At 43.1% G+C, this 17,264-nt stretch carries 16 protein-coding genes; 12 read left to right on the top strand and 4 right to left on the bottom strand.

The genetic code is table 11. The annotated features are described in order from the left end of the window. Nucleotides 1–332: 332 nt before the first annotated feature. The 7 genes from J7I42_RS06850 (at nucleotide 333) to J7I42_RS06820 (ending at nucleotide 6,706) form a co-directional block, all read left to right on the top strand. On the top strand, nucleotides 333–1,073 hold the full coding sequence (locus J7I42_RS06850; protein ID WP_209138029.1) for a DUF4290 domain-containing protein: 741 nt from the start codon (nucleotides 333–335) through the stop codon (nucleotides 1,071–1,073). Nucleotides 1,074–1,234: 161 nt separating this feature from the next. Continuing rightward, the gene (gene murA / locus J7I42_RS06845) at nucleotides 1,235–2,539 is read left to right on the top strand and encodes a UDP-N-acetylglucosamine 1-carboxyvinyltransferase (protein WP_209138028.1); all 1,305 of its coding nucleotides are present in this window, start codon (nucleotides 1,235–1,237) and stop codon (nucleotides 2,537–2,539) included. A 62-nt stretch (nucleotides 2,540–2,601) separates the two neighbouring features. Continuing rightward, nucleotides 2,602–3,171 (top strand): guanylate kinase, encoded by a 570-nt coding sequence (gene gmk / locus J7I42_RS06840; protein ID WP_209138027.1) that lies wholly within the window; start codon nucleotides 2,602–2,604, stop codon nucleotides 3,169–3,171. A 51-nt stretch (nucleotides 3,172–3,222) separates the two neighbouring features. Then, a complete protein-coding gene (locus tag J7I42_RS06835) occupies nucleotides 3,223–4,506 on the top strand; it encodes a hemolysin family protein (RefSeq protein ID WP_209138026.1) in 1,284 nt (427 codons plus the stop codon). A 169-nt stretch (nucleotides 4,507–4,675) separates the two neighbouring features. Beyond that, nucleotides 4,676–5,533, top strand: a complete 858-nt coding sequence (gene tatC, locus J7I42_RS06830) for a twin-arginine translocase subunit TatC (protein ID WP_236065398.1) — start codon at nucleotides 4,676–4,678, stop codon at nucleotides 5,531–5,533. 40 nt (nucleotides 5,534–5,573) lie between these two features. Beyond that, on the top strand, nucleotides 5,574–6,020 hold the full coding sequence (rpiB, locus tag J7I42_RS06825) for a ribose 5-phosphate isomerase B (protein WP_209138024.1): 447 nt from the start codon (nucleotides 5,574–5,576) through the stop codon (nucleotides 6,018–6,020). Between the two features lie 233 nt (nucleotides 6,021–6,253). Next, nucleotides 6,254–6,706 (top strand): hypothetical protein, encoded by a 453-nt coding sequence (locus J7I42_RS06820; protein WP_209138023.1) that lies wholly within the window; start codon nucleotides 6,254–6,256, stop codon nucleotides 6,704–6,706. A gap of 74 nt (nucleotides 6,707–6,780) precedes the next feature. Here J7I42_RS06820 and J7I42_RS06815 read toward each other — a convergent pair whose 3' ends face one another. The 3 genes from J7I42_RS06815 to J7I42_RS06805 form a co-directional block, all read right to left on the bottom strand. Then, entirely contained in the window at nucleotides 6,781–8,889 is a 2,109-nt protein-coding gene (locus tag J7I42_RS06815) for an LTA synthase family protein (protein WP_236065397.1), read from the bottom strand. A 226-nt stretch (nucleotides 8,890–9,115) separates the two neighbouring features. Then, nucleotides 9,116–10,090 (bottom strand): deoxyhypusine synthase family protein, encoded by a 975-nt coding sequence (locus J7I42_RS06810; protein WP_209138021.1) that lies wholly within the window; start codon nucleotides 10,088–10,090, stop codon nucleotides 9,116–9,118. 262 nt (nucleotides 10,091–10,352) lie between these two features. Continuing rightward, entirely contained in the window at nucleotides 10,353–10,796 is a 444-nt protein-coding gene (locus J7I42_RS06805) for a hypothetical protein (protein ID WP_209138020.1), read from the bottom strand. 603 nt (nucleotides 10,797–11,399) lie between these two features. On the opposite strand from J7I42_RS06805, the gene J7I42_RS06800 reads away from it, so the two are divergent. From J7I42_RS06800 to asnB, 4 genes are all read left to right on the top strand, one after another. Then, nucleotides 11,400–11,984, top strand: coding sequence for an acyl carrier protein phosphodiesterase (locus tag J7I42_RS06800; protein ID WP_209138019.1), 585 nt, complete (start codon nucleotides 11,400–11,402; stop codon nucleotides 11,982–11,984). A gap of 195 nt (nucleotides 11,985–12,179) precedes the next feature. Beyond that, nucleotides 12,180–12,749, top strand: a complete 570-nt coding sequence (locus J7I42_RS06795) for a DUF2911 domain-containing protein (RefSeq protein ID WP_209138018.1) — start codon at nucleotides 12,180–12,182, stop codon at nucleotides 12,747–12,749. A gap of 4 nt (nucleotides 12,750–12,753) precedes the next feature. Continuing rightward, a complete protein-coding gene (locus J7I42_RS06790; RefSeq protein ID WP_209138017.1) occupies nucleotides 12,754–13,395 on the top strand; it encodes a DUF2911 domain-containing protein in 642 nt (213 codons plus the stop codon). 16 nt (nucleotides 13,396–13,411) lie between these two features. Next, nucleotides 13,412–15,253 carry an asparagine synthase (glutamine-hydrolyzing) gene (gene asnB / locus J7I42_RS06785; protein ID WP_209138016.1) on the top strand — a complete coding sequence of 614 codons (1,842 nt, stop codon included), beginning with the start codon at nucleotides 13,412–13,414 and terminating at the stop codon, nucleotides 15,251–15,253. Nucleotides 15,254–15,328: 75 nt separating this feature from the next. Here the strand turns inward: asnB and J7I42_RS06780 are convergent, their stop codons facing one another. Next, nucleotides 15,329–15,769, bottom strand: a complete 441-nt coding sequence (locus J7I42_RS06780) for a hypothetical protein (RefSeq protein ID WP_209138015.1) — start codon at nucleotides 15,767–15,769, stop codon at nucleotides 15,329–15,331. Nucleotides 15,770–16,115: 346 nt separating this feature from the next. On the opposite strand from J7I42_RS06780, the gene J7I42_RS06775 reads away from it, so the two are divergent. Further along, nucleotides 16,116–17,255 carry a cystathionine gamma-synthase gene (locus J7I42_RS06775; protein ID WP_209138014.1) on the top strand — a complete coding sequence of 380 codons (1,140 nt, stop codon included), beginning with the start codon at nucleotides 16,116–16,118 and terminating at the stop codon, nucleotides 17,253–17,255. The last annotated feature ends 9 nt before the right edge of the window (nucleotides 17,256–17,264 follow it).

Raw genomic sequence — 17,264 nt, 5'->3', positions numbered from 1 at the left:
TAAAAAACCTTTTCCCAGCCCAAAATCGATATCCTCAGAATGACTTCTGATCAAAGCTACTCTACATTAAGATGTTATTTGCAGCAGTAAACGACCTGGAAATGGTTTGTGTGTTTGTACCTCTTTAATCATTTGTAAGTTTTTGTGGCGCTTTTCGGAGCTGGATTACTATTACCCATTATAATCGCTTAGCCAACCCTAAAACTATTGGCGGCCTGGAGTTACCTCATTTACCTGTGGAAAAACCAATCCTTTTACAGAAAGGGCCTTAACAAAGGCCTTTTCTTTTTGTAAACTTACTTTGTTACTTTTGTTAACCTTATATTTATAGAATGAATAGTAGTATTGAAAAAATGGAATATAACACTACCAGAAATCATCTGGTAATGCGTGAATACGGAAGGCATATTCAAAAGATGATTGAATACCTGCTGTCGATCGAAGACCAGGAAACCCGCCAGCGTAATGCATATGCGGTGATTGAACTGATGGGATTCCTGAACCCCCACCTGAAAAACGTTGAAGATTTCCGACATAAATTATGGGACCACCTGTTCCTGATCTCTGATTTTAAATTGGCGGTTGACTCTCCCTACCCCATTCCTACCAGGGAAACTTTAAAATCAAGACCAGGACCACTGCCCTATCCCAAACGGTATCCCAAATTCTCGCACCTGGGTAAAAACCTGGAGCTGGTGATCAATAAGGCATTGAAAGAAGAACAAGGCGAGAAAAGACAGGGTTTTGCCAATGCAATTGCCTACTACATGAAGCTGGCTTATAATAACTGGCATAAAGAAACCGTACACGATGACGCTATTCAGGGCGAATTGACCAATATTACCGAAGGTCAGCTCACCTTTACCAATACACCGTATGTGCGGCAGCATCGCGCCAGCGACAACCGCGATCGCGATCGTGACCGCGACCGTGGTGGCTATGGCGATTACCGCAACAAACGTGGCGGCCAGAAGTTCCAGGGCCGTGGTGGCCGGGATCGCGATGACCGGGGCGGTGGTGGACGCGACAACCGCAATGACCGGGGCGGTAAATTCAAGAAAAGGTATAAATAATAGTACCCTCAAGTTCAGCAACTCAATCAGCCCGCTACCAGGCAGGCAGATAAAAGAATAATAAATTAATTAAAACCCCGACAGTAAAAGGTATTGTCGGGGTTTTATATTTGCAGCTTATTATTCCTTTTGGTAATAAAAAAACTCAGGAAACAGTAGCTATGAATTCATTCGAAGTCATCGGTGGTAAAAAATTAAAAGGTGAAATTGTTCCACAAGGCGCCAAAAACGAAGCCCTGCAAATTATCAGTGCCGTGTTGCTTACTTCTCAAAAAGTAACCATCACCAATATTCCTGACATTTTAGATGTAAACCTGCTCATTGAGTTACTGGGCGAAATGAATGTTAAGATCGAACGCCCCCAGCGTGATACCTGTATTTTTCAGGCCGATGAGGTGAATGTTGATTACCTGCGTAGTGATGCCTATAAACAAAAAAGTGGTCGCCTGCGTGGCTCCGTTATGCTGGCCGGCCCTATGCTAGCCCGCTTCAGAAAAGCCTATATTCCCAAACCCGGTGGCGATAAGATCGGCCGCCGCAGACTGGATACACATATCATTGGTTTCGAAAAACTGGGCGCCTCCTTCAATTATCTAGCCGAAGACGGCTTTTTTGAATTACAGGCACCCAATCTTAAAGGGACCTACCTCATGCTCGACGAGCCTTCTGTAACCGGTACCGCCAATATTATTATGGCGGCTGTTATGGCCGAAGGCACTACTACCATATATAACGCCGCCTGCGAACCCTATATTCAGCAATTGTGTAAAATGCTCAATCGCATGGGCGCTAAAATAAGCGGCATAGGCAGCAACCTGCTTATTATTGAAGGCGTACAGTCATTGAACGGTACCGAACACCGCATGCTGCCCGATATGATCGAGATCGGTTCATTTATTGGGCTGGCTGCAATGACGCAAAGCGATATCACCATTAAAAATTGTGGTATCGAACACCTGGGTATTATCCCTGAAAAATTCAAACAACTGGGCATTCAGCTCGAATTTAAAGGCGACGATATCCATGTGCCCGCGCAGGAAGTGTACGAAATTCAAACCTTTCTCGATGGCGGAGTGCTCACCATTTACGATCATCCCTGGCCGGGCTTTACCCCCGACCTGCTCAGTATTGTATTAGTTGTGGCCACCCAGGCCCGCGGCAGCGTGCTGATACATCAGAAAATGTTCGAAAGCCGGTTATTCTTTGTTGACAAACTCATTGATATGGGCGCACAGATCATTTTATGTGACCCCCATCGCGCAGCAGTTATAGGATTGGGCAGAAAACAAAGCCTGCGGGGAATTCAAATGAGCAGTCCCGATATCAGGGCCGGAATATCACTTTTAATTGCGGCATTGAGCGCCGACGGAAAAAGCGTAATTCAAAACATTGAACAAATTGACCGCGGCTATCAATATATCGATAAACGCCTGCAGGCATTAGGCGCTCAAATTAAAAGAATTTAAAAGCCCTCCTTCGCGGACGAAACAGGTACCCTATCAACAAACGCAAAACCACATACGCATACATGCACCAAAATAAAATAATAATCCTTACTGCCCCTTCAGGTGCCGGTAAAACATCTATTACCCATTACTTATTAAGGGAGTTTCCTCAATTGGCATTCTCTATATCGGTGGCCACCCGTAAAAGGCGTGAGAACGAAGTGGAAGGGAAAGATTATTATTTTATGACGGAAGAAGAATTTCACAACCGGAATAAAAACAATGAGTTTGTTGAATGGGAAATGGTGTATGAAGGCAAGATCTATGGCACGCTGAAATCGGAACTGGAGCGTATCTGGAACAATGATCAGGTACCTGTGCTGGATATCGACGTAAAAGGCGCCATTCACGTACAGGAACAATTTCCCGGTACTACCCTTTCGATATTTATTGACCCGCCTTCCGTAGACGAATTACGGCGCAGGTTAAGCTCAAGAGGTACCGAAACCGAAGAAAGCCTGCAAACAAGAATAAACAAGGCCTCTTACGAAATATCGTTCAAACACCACTTTACTAAGATAATTCTTAACGACAATCTGGAAAAAGCCTGCAAACTGGCCAAAGAAGCCGTTCAGCAGTTTCTGGAAAGCTAGGGGCCCCAGGCTGGGATATTCTACCTTTTTTTATATTTTCGTAGCCTAACTATGAGTTTACTTACCGGAATAGGCATTGTCATTGGCATTGTGTTTTTGTTGCTCGCTTATTTTGCAGGCATTGAAGTGGCTTTTACCTCAGCCAACCGGTTAAACATTGAATTAAAAAAGAAACAGGGCTCCAATGCTGGTATCTTATTATCGAACCTGTTCGATAATCCCTCCCGGTTCATAGGCACCAACGTGGTTGGGTTCAGCTTTTTCCTTACTTCCCTGGTTTTGCTGATGTCCATGTTTCTGACCGAAATGGTGAACTGGTACAATTTAGAATTGGCCACCCGCTCATTTTGGAGTTTTTTCCGCCTTTTATTCGAGATCGTACTCCAATGGTTTCTTATCATACTTTTTGGGGAATGCATTCCAAAGGCCATTTTCAAGGCTAAAAGCGATTCCCTGCTGTCTTTTTCAGCCCGGGTAGGTCTGCTGGGTTTCTTTGACCAGATATTTTACTGGATAGCGGCCGCTTTTGTAAGACTGTCGATCTTTATCCTGAACGTGATCTTCGATATGCGCATCGACAAGCGAAAAGAACCTTTTTCGCGCAGCGACCTCGATCACTTTTTTCAACAAACCAGTGAATACAACAGCGATGGCGCCGATATGAACACGGAGCTGTTTGAGAACGCCCTGTCATTGCCTAAAATAAAAGTGCGCGAGTGCCTGGTGCCCCGTAAGGAAATTGAAGCCATTGACCTGAATACCACCGTAGAAGAAGCCCGCAAAAAGTTTATTTCAACCAGATTGAGCAAACTAATTGTTTATGGTGGCAACATCGACCAGATCCTGGGCTATATTCACCAGCTCGATCTGTTTAAACAACCCGATCAGATAAAAGAGATCCTGCTGCCCATCCCCGCCATTCCCGAGAGTATGAGCGCCACCGATCTTATTAATAAATTCACCAAGGAACGCAAAAGCATTGCCTGGGTAGTGGACGAATTTGGCGGAACCGCCGGTATTGTTACCATGGAGGACCTCCTGGAAGAGATCTTTGGAGAAATAAAGGATGAATATGATGTGGAGGAATTTGAAGAAAAAATGATCTCTGAAGACGAGTACATTCTATCTGGCCGGCTGGAGCTGGATTACCTGAAGGAAAAATACAAACTGGAATTCCCCGAAAACGACTCGGAAACCCTTTCGGGCTTTATCATTCATCAGCACGAAACCATTCCCCGGTTTAAAGAACGTATTATCATTGGTAACTATGAATTCGAGGTTTTGAACGTAAGTGATACCCGAATTGAAATGGTACGCCTGAAGATATTGCGGTAGTTTGCAGGCTAAAACTTTAGTACTCAGATGCTAAGAGCCAAAAATCCATAAACTAAGTATTCTTACCTACGATTTCAACCCCTTAACAAGCTTTTAGTTGATACCAAGTTGATAAGCCTTAAATTTGCCCCGCTTTTACTATTTTTTTAGACTTTATGGCGTTCATCCTATGGCATTAAGCTTTTTAGAAAGAAGGAGCAATGATAGCGAGATGACTTTTATTGATCATCTTGAGGAACTGCGAGGACACATTATCCGTTCTGTGCTTGCTATCTTAGTTGCTGCAATTGTTATTTTTATAAATATTGACTGGGTATTTGACAACGTGGTAATGGGACCCGTACGTAACAATTTTGTGTCGTACAAGTATTTGTGTGGGTTCAGTCACTGGCTGCATATAGGCGATGCCCTTTGTATGCCACCTATTCCAGAAGGTTATAAATTATTGGGTAATACGGTAAGCGGGCCATTCATGTCTGCCATTCAAATTGGCATCATTGGTGGTTTTATTGCAGCCTTCCCCTATATCTTCTGGGAGTTCTGGAAATTTGTAAAACCGGCCTTATCGCCCAAGGAATTGAAATATTCCCGCAACGCCATCACCTTTGTCTCCTTATTTTTCTTTTTAGGAGCCGCCTTTGGATATTTCGTATTGGGCCCTTTTACCTTTAACTTTCTGGCCAACTTTAACCTGGGTACGGCCAACATGTATGAATACAAACCAGCGTTGGACGATTACATCGATAACCTGGTAAACATTATTTTAGGCTGTGGAATTGCTTTTGAGCTGCCCATTTTAGCCTATGTACTCACCAAGATCGGGTTGATAACCCCCAATTTTTTAACCACCTACCGAAAATACGCGTATGTAGTTATTCTGGTGGTGGCGGCCATCATTACGCCTTCCCCCGACTGGACCAGCCAGATGATCGTTTTCTTACCACTGGTGTTCCTGTATGAATTAAGCGTGATCGTATCAAAACGCGTGTATAAAAGAGACCAGATGGAACAGGATAACTGGGGTTAATTCAAATAATAAACACCTTAATTAGATAATTAGATTAGATATGTTCGATCTTTCAAAACCCATTGTAATTGGCAGCGACCATGCCGGATTTGATTATAAAGTGGCCATCGTAAAATGGTTAACCGAAAAAGGTTACCAGGTAATTGATAAAGGTGTTGATGAAAACAAGTCAGTTGATTACCCTGATTATGCACATCCGGTTGCCAGTTCGGTAGAAGATGGGGAAGCAGCATTTGGTATTTTATTATGCGGTAGCGCCAATGGCGTTTGCATTACAGCCAATAAGCACCAGGGCATTAGAGCCGGCCTGGCATTTGAACTGGAAGTGGCTAAATTGATCCGCCAGCATAACGACGCAAATATTATAGGTATACCGGCCCGTTTTGTTTCGCTGGAGTATGCCAAACAAATGCTTGAGATCTTTATTGCTACTCCTTTTGAAGGAGGCCGTCACCAGACAAGAGTAGATAAAATAGCCTGCGTATAATACGAAATAGGAAACAGGCGGTAAGAAGTGTGAATTATCCCATCTTCTTACCGCCTGTTTTATTTTGTACCTCCTCCATCCCCTCCCTCAATTGCAGCCGACACCTTCCTTGTAACACCAACATTATTGCAGGTAATTATACCATCTTAGGGATTAAAGGCTTAAAAATTAGTGTCTTACACAAGATTTTCTATTTGCAGGCGTTTTTGTGGTCAATCCCAAAATCAGTTTTTATGAAAAATGATCTATTAAAGAGCACGACCCTTATTGCCTCCGCATTTGCCCTGACCATTGTTTTTACCCAGAACGCCAGCGCCCAGGGCGGTCACCGTTCCGACTCAACCCGGATGATGAAAAAAGAACACCATCAACAGAAACGGGACGATCACCGTTCCGACTCGACCCGGATGATGAAACAAGAACATCATCAACAGAAACGGGACGAACACCGTTCCGACTCAACCCGGATGATGAAACAAGAACAACATCAACAGAAACGGGACGATAAGAAATTTGACAAAAAAATGGACAAGGCAGAAAAGAAAGAGGAACACAAGGAAAAAATGATTGCCAAAGACGAGAATAAGATAGAAAAGTACGAAGAGCGTAAGGCAAAACATGAAGGCGGAAACAAGGAAGAAAGACATGAACACCGCATGAGAAAAGACAGCACAACAACTCATTAACAGCAAGGCCCCCGAAGCATCGGGGGCCTTTTTTTTCCCAAAACCAGGTGCTGTAAACCTGATTGCTATTTAAATTAGTTGCGGTATTTGTTATTCTTGAGCAACCAGCTGGCACTTTGATAATAAGCAATGGCCTGTTTAACAAGGCTATCATTCAACGGTTGCTTTTGTGCCTTGCCAGTAGTAAAATCAGGCTTATACTGCTCTACCTGTTGTAAGGGCGACTGGATGATCAGTTCCCCATTTTTAAGATATCCAAGTCCCTGATAGGTACTGATAAAAGCCCGTTCATGACCGGCAGGTAATGAAAAAATATCCTGTCCAAAAAACTTTGACCGGTAATTGAACTTCAATAACCCCAGTATAGAAGGAGCAATATCAATTTGGGCCATCAGGCGATCATTTTTTTGTGGAGTAATATTCCCGGGGCTGTACATAAGCATGGGAATATGATAACCCGTTACCGGCAATTCAACACTGCCTGCGCTGCCCGCACAGTGGTCGGCCACTATTACAAACACCGTATTCTTAAACCAGGGCTTTTCACTGGCATTACGAATAAACTGGCCTATTGCATAATCGGTATATTTTACCGCCCCTTCGCGGGCCTGGCGGGAAGGTGGAATATCAATTCTGCCTTCGGGATAGGTAAAAGGCCGGTGGTTCGATACCGTCATCACTTGCGAAAAGAACGGCTTGCCGGTTTTATAATTGGAATCGAGCTGCTGCAGGGTCAAGGCAAAAAGATCTTCATCGGCCACGCCCCATATATTGGCATAATGTATCTGATCGGGCCGCAAGGCATTGCGATCAATAACATCATAATGATTCCCTGAAAAGAAGGCATTCATGTTATCGAAATAACCGTAGCCGCCATACAGGTATTGCGTTGTATATCCCTTCGATCTAAATACGGACCCCAGTGAGAACATATTTCCATTATCAGGTCTTTTTACAACGCTCTGTCCGGGTGTTGGCGGTATGGACAGCGACAGGGCTTCCAGACCACGCACTGTTCTGGTACCACTGGCATACAAATTAGTGAATAGCATGCTTTTTTCGGCTAAACTATCCAGATAGGGTGTTATGTTTTGATCGTTCCCGAATGCTTTCATGAAATCAGCACTAAAGCTTTCCACACTGATCATCACCACATTCATATTCCGTTCCGGTTCTGCATAAGTGATCTGTCGCTCAAGGTTAAACGGATCGTTACTTACAAAACGGGCATTGGGCGTTTCCAGCTGTTGGCGTACAATGTTGAATGCTTCCGCATCGGGCAACACCCGGTAAAACCGGTAGAAATCAAGTTCATTATGGAAAAAGGCCGTTCCAAACTCAAACAACCCGTTCGCCGCCAGCTCATTTGCATAAGCGTTGCTGCTGAACCGTTTCCAATTATTGGTTACAAAAAAATAAGTGATCAGGGGAAAGATCAACAACAGCAGTGCAACCACACTACGCCGTTGAAAACTAACTGCCTGCCGTAAGGCACGGTCAATATTTCTTCTTAAGTACCACACAATAGCAAATGAAACGATCAATACACCGGTAATGATCCACACTACAGGATATGATTCCCTGATATTGCCCAATACTTCGTTGGTATAAATGAGGTAATCTACCGCAATGAAATTATACCGGGTTGAGAATTCGTTCCAGAAAAAGTATTCGCTAATGGAATTGAACAACAGGAGAAAGGTCACCAAAAAAATATCGGCGCATAATACGTATTTACGCCATTGCATACGAAAGGCAGGGCCTTTTTTAGCCAGCAATAAATAAATTAACAACCGCATTCCAAATAAGGCTACAACTCCCCAATGCAGGGCAGCGTTGTATTCTGCAGGCACCAGTTGGGAAATGGAAAAAAACACCATTAGCCCCAAATACAAACCAATTACCCATTTTCGCCACGCAGGCGCATAAAGCTTTTCACTGGTAAACCACAGGTGCAGAACAAAGGGAATAATAATGTAGGAACTGATGGCCAGATCGTAAATCAGGCCAATACCAAATACGCCAAACAGGTTTGAGATCGTCCAGTCAAATCCCCTTCCGGTATACAATAACAAGCCTAATCGTGTTGCACACGAAATGCCCAGGTTAATGAATACCAGCAACAGGATAATGCCAAAACGATGCGCCAAGCCCTTTTGAACCAAGGATCGCAATCGCAGCATGTTTCTTAATGTGTCTGAAAATGTTGAATAATGAACCAGGTGAAATTGGTCCACCCGCTCAATTAGCTAATAAAACCGGTTATTTACAAAAGCCCCTATCAGGATGACCCTTATCATGAAAATTTTTTTTAATAGGGAAACCGGCCGCCCTCGCTTTAATAAAATTACAATGAAAAAGGCCCCCCGATGTGCATCAGAGGGCCAGTTAACAAGCGATTAATAGTTTTTACCAGCCTAAGATATAGGCAAATATGAGGGGAGCTACGATGGTAGCATCACTTTCTACGATAAATTTCGGGGTATTTATATCCAGTTTACCCCAGGTAATTTTCTCATTAGGTACCGCTCCGGAGTAAGAACCATAAGAGGTGGTAGAATCGGAGATCTGGCAGAAATAGCTCCAGAATGGAACATCATGCCATTCCAGGTCCTGGTACATCATGGGCACCACGCAAATGGGGAAATCACCGGCAATACCACCACCGATCTGGAAAAATCCAACGCCTTTACCGCCACTGTTCTTACGATACCAGTCGGTCAGGTAAACCATATACTCAATACCACTTTTCATGGTGGTAGCTTTCATTTCACCTTTGATTACGTAAGAGGCAAAGATGTTACCCATGGTGCTGTCTTCCCAGCCTGGCACGATGAGGGGCAGATTCTTTTCAGCAGCGGCAATCATCCAGCTGTCTTTGGGGTCTATCTGGTAATCTTTTTCCATTACCTTACTCAGCAGCAGCTTGTACATAAATTCATGGGGGAAATAGCGCTCGCCTCTGGCATCAGCGTCTTTCCACAGTTTAACTATATTATGCTGAATATGGCGAAATGCCTCTTCTTCGGGGATACAGGTATCGGTAACGCGGTTCAAACCCTGCTCCAGTAATTCCCACTCCTGTTGCGGGGTAAGGTCGCGGTAATTGGGAATGCGTTTGTAATGATCATGAGCTACCAGGTTCATGATATCCTCTTCCAGGTTGGCACCAGTACAACTGATGATCTGTATCTTATCCTGGCGGATCATTTCAGCCAGAGAAACACCCAACTCGGCAGTACTCATAGCACCGGCCAGTGTAACCATCATTTTTCCACCTTCCAGTAAATGGGTCTCATAACCTTTGGCCGCATCTACCAGGGCAGCTGCATTAAAATGCCGGTAATGATGTTGTATAAATTGAGAAACAGGTCCTTTGCTCATGATCAGTTTTTTTATGGCGCCAAAGGTAGGGAATCGGAGGCCAATTGCCAATTGGCAAAAGGATAAGCAATAGACAAATATTGTTGCTTAGTCTCCTGAAAAGTGTGAGGTAAGAAGCATGAATTAAGAGGTAGGAAAAACGGATAACATCGTACTTCCTATTTCTTACTTCATACTTCTAAATATGAAGGCTCCCCGATGAATCGGAGAGCCTTTTCTTTCCAACTAAAACCAACTATAAGAAAACCGTTGACTATTAATTTTATTTCCTTTCTTTTCTAAACACTTCCCAGCCTGTGGTGCCGTTTGATTTTAGTACAAGCTTCTGGTCACTATTCTCCAGCGTTACGTAATACACATTCTCATGATTGGAAGCCATTTCAAAAAGATCGGTTATCCAGTGTGTGCTGTAATTCTTTTTAAGGTCAGTGAGCAGGCTTATAGGCAACTGGCCCGATACTATATTGCGGGTTACTCCTAACAGGTTACCATTTTGCTCATAAAACGCATATACAACCTGTTCATTCAGGATAAAGGTTACTTTTACAAAGTCTTTTGTGGTTAACCATTGCACATTTTGTGCGCCTGCAAATTCTTTCTCGAAAGATTTAATAATTCTTTCATTTACTTCTTCTTTACCATTGGCAAATGCACTGCTGATGCTAGTTAATAATACGAAGATGCCAATGAGGATTTTGTTTTTCATGATGCTATTTTTTTACTTGGTTCAAATGAGTCCGGGCAATATGGGTCATCCTGGCTATTTGGATGCCAGCCCGGTTTGTTTTAAAATTTTTAAATTATTGTTTGAAGCGGTATGAAATATATGTAGCTGCTTTTCAAAAATTGTTACAGGTAACGGAAATTCTTTTTTTACTGGCTACTAAAGCATACCTGTTATACAATTTGCATAACCGAACCGGTTACACAATACTATATGCGAAGCAACAAACTTTTTCATGGCTATACTTTTAAACTGATTGACTAAACGGATGCTCTATTGATTAGTCGACACAAAAGTAACAGAGGTTACACTCACCGCACGAAATTTATGACTAATGGCAGCCTGTGTTAATTCAGGTTAAACAAAATAGCGGCCAGATTGTTAATGCACCCACTGAAATGCAGTCTGGTTAAGCGTTGCAGCCAATTGTTTAAATATTTCTTAAAACAGGGTTAATCGATCGTTAAAATGGAGTTGTGGAAATTAAGCAGGACTTAAAAAGGAAATATTATTAATTCTTTTTTCAATTTTATTACTAAAAACCGTTGTAAAACGCTATATTGTCAATACCTCAATTGTACACATTTGAACTATCTGGCGCACGCATATTTGTCTTTTAATCAGCCTGCTATACTGGCAGGAAATCTTTTCAGCGATTTTGTAAAAGGGAAGCAGGCATATCAGTATCCCGAAGAAGTGCGCAAAGGGATCCTATTACACCGGGCCATCGATTCTTTTACCGATGAACATGCCGCTACCCGGGAAGCCAAAAATATTTTTAAACCCCATTACCGGCTTTATAGTTCCGCCTTTATCGATGTTTCCTACGATCATTTTCTGGCCAACGACATTCAACAATTTACCGACGATTCCCTGTCTGAGTTTTCACAGCAGGTATACCTTTCCCTGGACAAATACCTGGATGTTTCGCCAGAACCGTTCAAACAGTTGTTTCCTTATATGAAACGGCATAACTGGCTATATAACTACCGTACCCGGCTGGGTATTGAACGAAGCTTTGAAGGGGTGGTCCACCGGGCCGCTTATTTAACCGACAGCCAAACGGCCTTTAAATTATTTGAAGAGAACTACCAGCAGCTGCAACAATACTATACCGCCTTTTTTCCCTCCCTGCATCAGTTCGCTCTGAGCACCCTGCAAAATATGTAAAGGCGCACTCCCCACTTACCCGATTAAAATCTTTTTAAAAATTACGCCCACCCGAAGGAATTTTTCCTTCCAGAACGTTTAATGAGAAATAAGTGTTAGCAGGGAATCTTTCTAACTTTTATTTTTGCCGATTAATTACAATCGTAGGGGATTGCCTGAATTTAATAGTCTTAATTTCTAAAATATAAAACGCAGATGAAGCAGTTGGTGGTTTTAATTCTTGGACTAACCTTAATCAATTCAACCGTAAAAGCACAATTTAAAGCACCGGCCCTGGATAAATCGCCCATGGACATGAGCTACTACCCGGTCAATTTCCCCATTCTGAAAATTCAGAATAAAGCCACAGAGCCCCTGTTGTGCCGTGTTTTATACAGCCGCCCGCAAAAAAACGGCCGGAGTGTTTTTGGTGACCTGATCGAATATGGCAAAGTTTGGCGGTTAGGTGCTAACGAAGCCACTGAAATTGAACTGTATAAAGATGTAAAAATTGATAATGCCCGGCTGAAAAAAGGCCGATACAGTATGTACGCCATTCCTTTTCAGGATAAGTGGACCCTGATATTCAATAAGGAAACTGATATTTGGGGCGCGTTTCAATACGACGATAAAAAAGATGTGCTACGTACCGATGTTAAACTGGAAAAACAACAGGACCCAATTGAGGCTTTTACCTTGCTTTTCGATAAAACCGATTCAGGCGCTAATATGATAATGGCCTGGGATAATGTAAAAGCCACCTTGCCGATCACCTTTATAAAATAAAATCATGTACCAAACCAGGCACCTTATAAAACTTTGCTGTATTCTCGGGCTGATAGCTTTTACTATTGGTTGCGACGGGCCCACCACTTCGGGTTCTAATTCCGTAACCATCAACCCCAACAATACTGCCAATCAACCGGTTGAAAAAGACCTGCAACCCGGGCTGGATAAATCGCCTATGGATATGGCCTATTATCCGGTAGATTATCCCAAATTAAAAATGACAGGTTCCTTAAATGAACCACCCGTTGCCCGTGTTATCTACAGCAGGCCACAAAAAAACAACCGTACCATCTTTGGTGATCTTATAAAATATGGCTCAGTTTGGCGCCTCGGTGCCAATGAGGCCACTGAAATTGAGTTCTTTAAGGATGTAATCATTACCGATAAAAAGGTTTCAAAAGGCCGTTACGTTATTTACTGTATTCCCCAGGAAGCCAAGTGGACACTGGTGCTGAATACCGATCTGTACACCTGGGGCCTGAAGATCGATTCCTCAAAAGACGAATATAAATTTACCATCCCCGTTTCCAAAACCCGCTTCCCTTATGAGCTCTTTACCATGGAGTTTGAAAAAGCCGGCAAGGGCATGCAATTAAGTATGGAATGGGATAGTGTAAAAGCCACCTTGCCGATTACCTGGTAATTGTTATCTTGTTGACATGTGTGGTATTGCAGGCATCTTAACCCATCAACCCGATCTGTTATCTGTACAACGCCTAACGAAAATGACAGAGGCGTTGGCTCACCGTGGCCCTAATGGAGAAGGACACTGGATAAATAAGGCCCATACCATAGGTTTTGGCCACCGGCGATTATCTATCATTGATCTGAGTGCCGCCGGTGCACAGCCCATGCATTACCTGGGCCGGTATACCATAATTCACAATGGCGAGATCTACAATTACCTGGAAATAAAGGAAACCCTGCGTCAAAAGGGATATTCCTTTCACAGCCAGAGCGACACCGAGGTAATAATGGCCGCCTATGATTGTTACAGATCTAACTGCCTGCAATATTTTGATGGCATGTTCGCCTTTGCCATTTGGGACGAACAGGAACAAACGCTGTTTGCAGCAAGGGACCGGTTTGGTGAAAAACCATTTTTTTATTATTTCGATGATATTCAGTTTGTATTTGCCAGCGAAATGAAAGCCCTGTGGGCCGTGGGCATTGAAAAACAGATGAATGAAAAAATGTTTTTCAATTACTTCACTCTTGGATATACGCAAAACCCGGCCGCTGCCGAAGAGACCTTTTATACGGAGATCAATAAGCTACCAGCGCGTTCTTTCATTGAATACCATTTACCCGAACAGCGTCTTACCCGCTCACTATACTGGAATATTGACGAAGACTTTATTGATGAAACAATTTCCGATCAACAGGCTATAAGCCAGTTCAATGATCTGTTCACCCAATCGATACAAAGAAGATTGAGAAGTGATGTGCCAATCGGCACTTCGTTAAGCGGTGGATTGGATAGTTCCTGTGTGCTGGCCACCATTCAAAGCATGGCACCCAGGCAATACAAAACCTTCTCGGCCATATTCCCGGGGTTTAAACAGGATGAATCGGGCTGGATCAAAAAAGTATCAGATCATTTCACTACACAAAATCATGCGGTTCAACCCAATGCAGACCGTATTATTCATGATTTTGAAAAAATATGCTATCACCAGGAAGAGCCTTTTCAATCGGCCAGCATAATGGCCCAGTATTATGTGTATGAACTGGCCCGTCAGCAAGGGGTTACTGTATTGCTCGATGGGCAGGGCGCCGATGAAATACTGGCCGGCTATCATAAATATTATCACTGGTACTGGCAGCAATTGTTCAGAGATAATAAAAGCGCGCTATACCATGAATTAAACCAGGCAAGATCATTAGGTATTACAGAACCCTGGGGCTTAAAAAATAAGCTGGCAGCAGCCATGCCCGCCTACGCAGGATGGTACCTGCGCCGGCAACGGGCGCGCCAACAACTTCGGCAAAACGATCTGAATACCGACTTTGTATACGAGCATGGTGAATCGTATTACGACATTGCTCATTTTGAAGAACTGAACAACATTCTTTATTACAACACCTTTGTAAACGGACTGGAAGAATTACTGCGGTATGCCGATAGAAACTCCATGGCACATGGTATTGAGGTACGGCTTCCCTTTTTATCGCACGAACTGGTTCAGCTGTTGTTTGCCATACCTGCACGTTTTAAAATGCGCGATGGTTATACAAAATGGTTGCTGCGAAAAAGCATGGAACCTAAACTGCCAGCCGGTTTGGCCTGGCGAACAGATAAAATAGGTTTTGAACCACCCCAGCAACAATGGATGCATGATGCGCGGTTACAGGAATATATTCATGAATCGAAGCGAACGCTCGTAAAACAGGGCATTCTGAAAGAGCAGGTCATACATAAAAAAATTCAGCCGCAAGAGGCCCACGCGGCTGACAATTACGACTGGCGCTATTTAGTGGCCGGTCAGTTACTGCGCTAAAATTTATAAAAAACACCTTGAGAGAATAGCCTGCTTTCACATAACCAACCCCTCAAGGTGTAACCAACCTTTAGCTTATACTTTTTTATACTTTTCTATCAGCTGGGTGTTACCATCTACATCAACTTTCAAGGTATACCAGTTGTTATTGTCTTCCATCTTGATGTAATAAAGTATGTTTCCACCAACAGTAGCTTCTGTTACGCCAAACAATTTCTTCTTTGAATTTTCCGTACTTACTTTATTCAAAATGTACAATGGCAGCAGTTGTGGGTTGTAATAACGAAGGGAGCTGATCATATTCCCTTCCTTGTCGTAATTTACTTTAGACCTGATGCCGCCGCTTACAAAGCTAACAGCAAAGTATTTGGGAAATTCTTCCCAACGAACTTCAGTGGCAGTGCTAAAAGTTTCATTGAATGCTTTCAGAACTTTCTCGTTCGGATCAAATGGAACAAATGCATACGTGCTGCCTGCTATGAGCGCAGCGGTGAGAATGGCTATCACTTTTTTCATGGCTAATACTTTTATGTGCGTGAAATGATGGATCAAAAGTATAGTGAAGCAAAGCGGAAGTCAAGACAATTAGTACCGGCGGGAGGGTCATGACAAGATATACGAACAATTTCGCACATTTTGCAATGATAAGTATTATCACTTATCACGTCAAATGCAGGCTGACTAACGGTTTGCAGGATGTTTCACTTAATTTCAAACAACAGGTTAAGCTTCTGTTAAACTGGAAAGCTGGATTGTAAACGACGTTAAAATCTTTGTTTGTGTACTAGCTGCCATTAATTCTGCATCTTTGTAACTTATATCATAGGCCATACATTAAATCATTCATTTAGAAAGAGTAATTATGAAAGAAGGAACTAAATACATACATGCCGGTGCTGAACCAGATCCATCAACCGGGGCTATCATGACACCAATTTACCAAACCTCCACTTATGTGCAGACCGCACCTGGTAAACACAAAGGGTTTGAATATGCCCGCTCTCAAAACCCTACCCGCTTTGCGTTGGAAGAAGCCCTGGCCGTAATTGAAAATGGAAAGTACGGACTGGCATTCAGCAGTGGCGTTGCCGCCACCGATGCCGTTATTAAATTGTTACAACCCGGCGATGAGGTGATCGCAGCCAATGATATGTATGGTGGTACCTATCGCCTGTTCACTAAAATATTTGAAAAGTTTGGCCTCAAATTCCATTATGTGAATATGCAGGATCCAGCCAACATCAAGCCTTATATCAATAAGAACACAAAACTGATCTGGACAGAAACGCCTACCAATCCGCTGATCAATATTGTTGACATTGCCGCAGTAGCAGCCATTGCAAAAGCCAATAACATACTGCTGTGTGTAGACAACACCTTCGCCTCTCCTTATTTGCAAAACCCGCTCGACCTGGGTGCCGATATTGTGATGCATTCGGCTACAAAATATTTGGGCGGACATAGTGATGTTATTCAGGGTGCGCTTGTTATGAATGATCAGGCCCTGCGTGACCAGTTGTATTTTATTCAAAAAAGTTGTGGCGCTGTGCCCGGTCCCATGGATTGCTTTTTAGTATTACGCGGCATTAAAACCCTCCATGTACGCATGCAACGCCATTGTGAGAATGGAGAAAAGATAGCGCAGTTCTTACGCAATCATCCTAAAGTAGGACATGTTTATTGGTGCGGCTTTCCCGATCATCCGGGTTATGCAATTGCCAAAAAACAAATGCGTGGCTTCGGCGGAATGATCAGCTTTACTTTAAAAGATGACAGCGTGGAAACAGCCATGAAATTGTTATCCTCTACCAAAGTATTTTCACTTGCCGAAAGCCTTGGCGGAGTGGAGTCATTGATCAATCACCCGGCTACAATGACCCATGCGTCCATACCACGCGAAGAACGTATAAAGAATGGCCTCAGTGATTCTTTGATCAGATTAAGTGTGGGTATTGAAGACGCAGAGGACCTCATAGACGACCTCAAAGCAGCTATAGGATAATTGATGAAC

Source organism: Niastella soli (assembly GCF_017742245.1).
GTDB lineage: Bacteria > Bacteroidota > Bacteroidia > Chitinophagales > Chitinophagaceae > Niastella > Niastella soli.
The sequence above is the reverse complement of the archived record's forward strand: the minus strand, read 5'-3'. Positions and strand labels throughout refer to the sequence as shown.

Coding starts and splice junctions, on each gene's coding strand:
- J7I42_RS06850 (WP_209138029.1), top strand. CDS start 333: ATGAATAGTAGTATTGAAAAAATGGAATATAACACTACCAGAAATCAT.
- murA (WP_209138028.1), top strand. CDS start 1,235: ATGAATTCATTCGAAGTCATCGGTGGTAAAAAATTAAAAGGTGAAATT.
- gmk (WP_209138027.1), top strand. CDS start 2,602: ATGCACCAAAATAAAATAATAATCCTTACTGCCCCTTCAGGTGCCGGT.
- J7I42_RS06835 (WP_209138026.1), top strand. CDS start 3,223: ATGAGTTTACTTACCGGAATAGGCATTGTCATTGGCATTGTGTTTTTG.
- tatC (WP_236065398.1), top strand. CDS start 4,676: ATGGCATTAAGCTTTTTAGAAAGAAGGAGCAATGATAGCGAGATGACT.
- rpiB (WP_209138024.1), top strand. CDS start 5,574: ATGTTCGATCTTTCAAAACCCATTGTAATTGGCAGCGACCATGCCGGA.
- J7I42_RS06820 (WP_209138023.1), top strand. CDS start 6,254: ATGAAAAATGATCTATTAAAGAGCACGACCCTTATTGCCTCCGCATTT.
- J7I42_RS06815 (WP_236065397.1), bottom strand. CDS start 8,889: ATGCTGCGATTGCGATCCTTGGTTCAAAAGGGCTTGGCGCATCGTTTT.
- J7I42_RS06810 (WP_209138021.1), bottom strand. CDS start 10,090: ATGAGCAAAGGACCTGTTTCTCAATTTATACAACATCATTACCGGCAT.
- J7I42_RS06805 (WP_209138020.1), bottom strand. CDS start 10,796: ATGAAAAACAAAATCCTCATTGGCATCTTCGTATTATTAACTAGCATC.
- J7I42_RS06795 (WP_209138018.1), top strand. CDS start 12,180: ATGAAGCAGTTGGTGGTTTTAATTCTTGGACTAACCTTAATCAATTCA.
- J7I42_RS06790 (WP_209138017.1), top strand. CDS start 12,754: ATGTACCAAACCAGGCACCTTATAAAACTTTGCTGTATTCTCGGGCTG.
- asnB (WP_209138016.1), top strand. CDS start 13,412: ATGTGTGGTATTGCAGGCATCTTAACCCATCAACCCGATCTGTTATCT.
- J7I42_RS06780 (WP_209138015.1), bottom strand. CDS start 15,769: ATGAAAAAAGTGATAGCCATTCTCACCGCTGCGCTCATAGCAGGCAGC.
- J7I42_RS06775 (WP_209138014.1), top strand. CDS start 16,116: ATGAAAGAAGGAACTAAATACATACATGCCGGTGCTGAACCAGATCCA.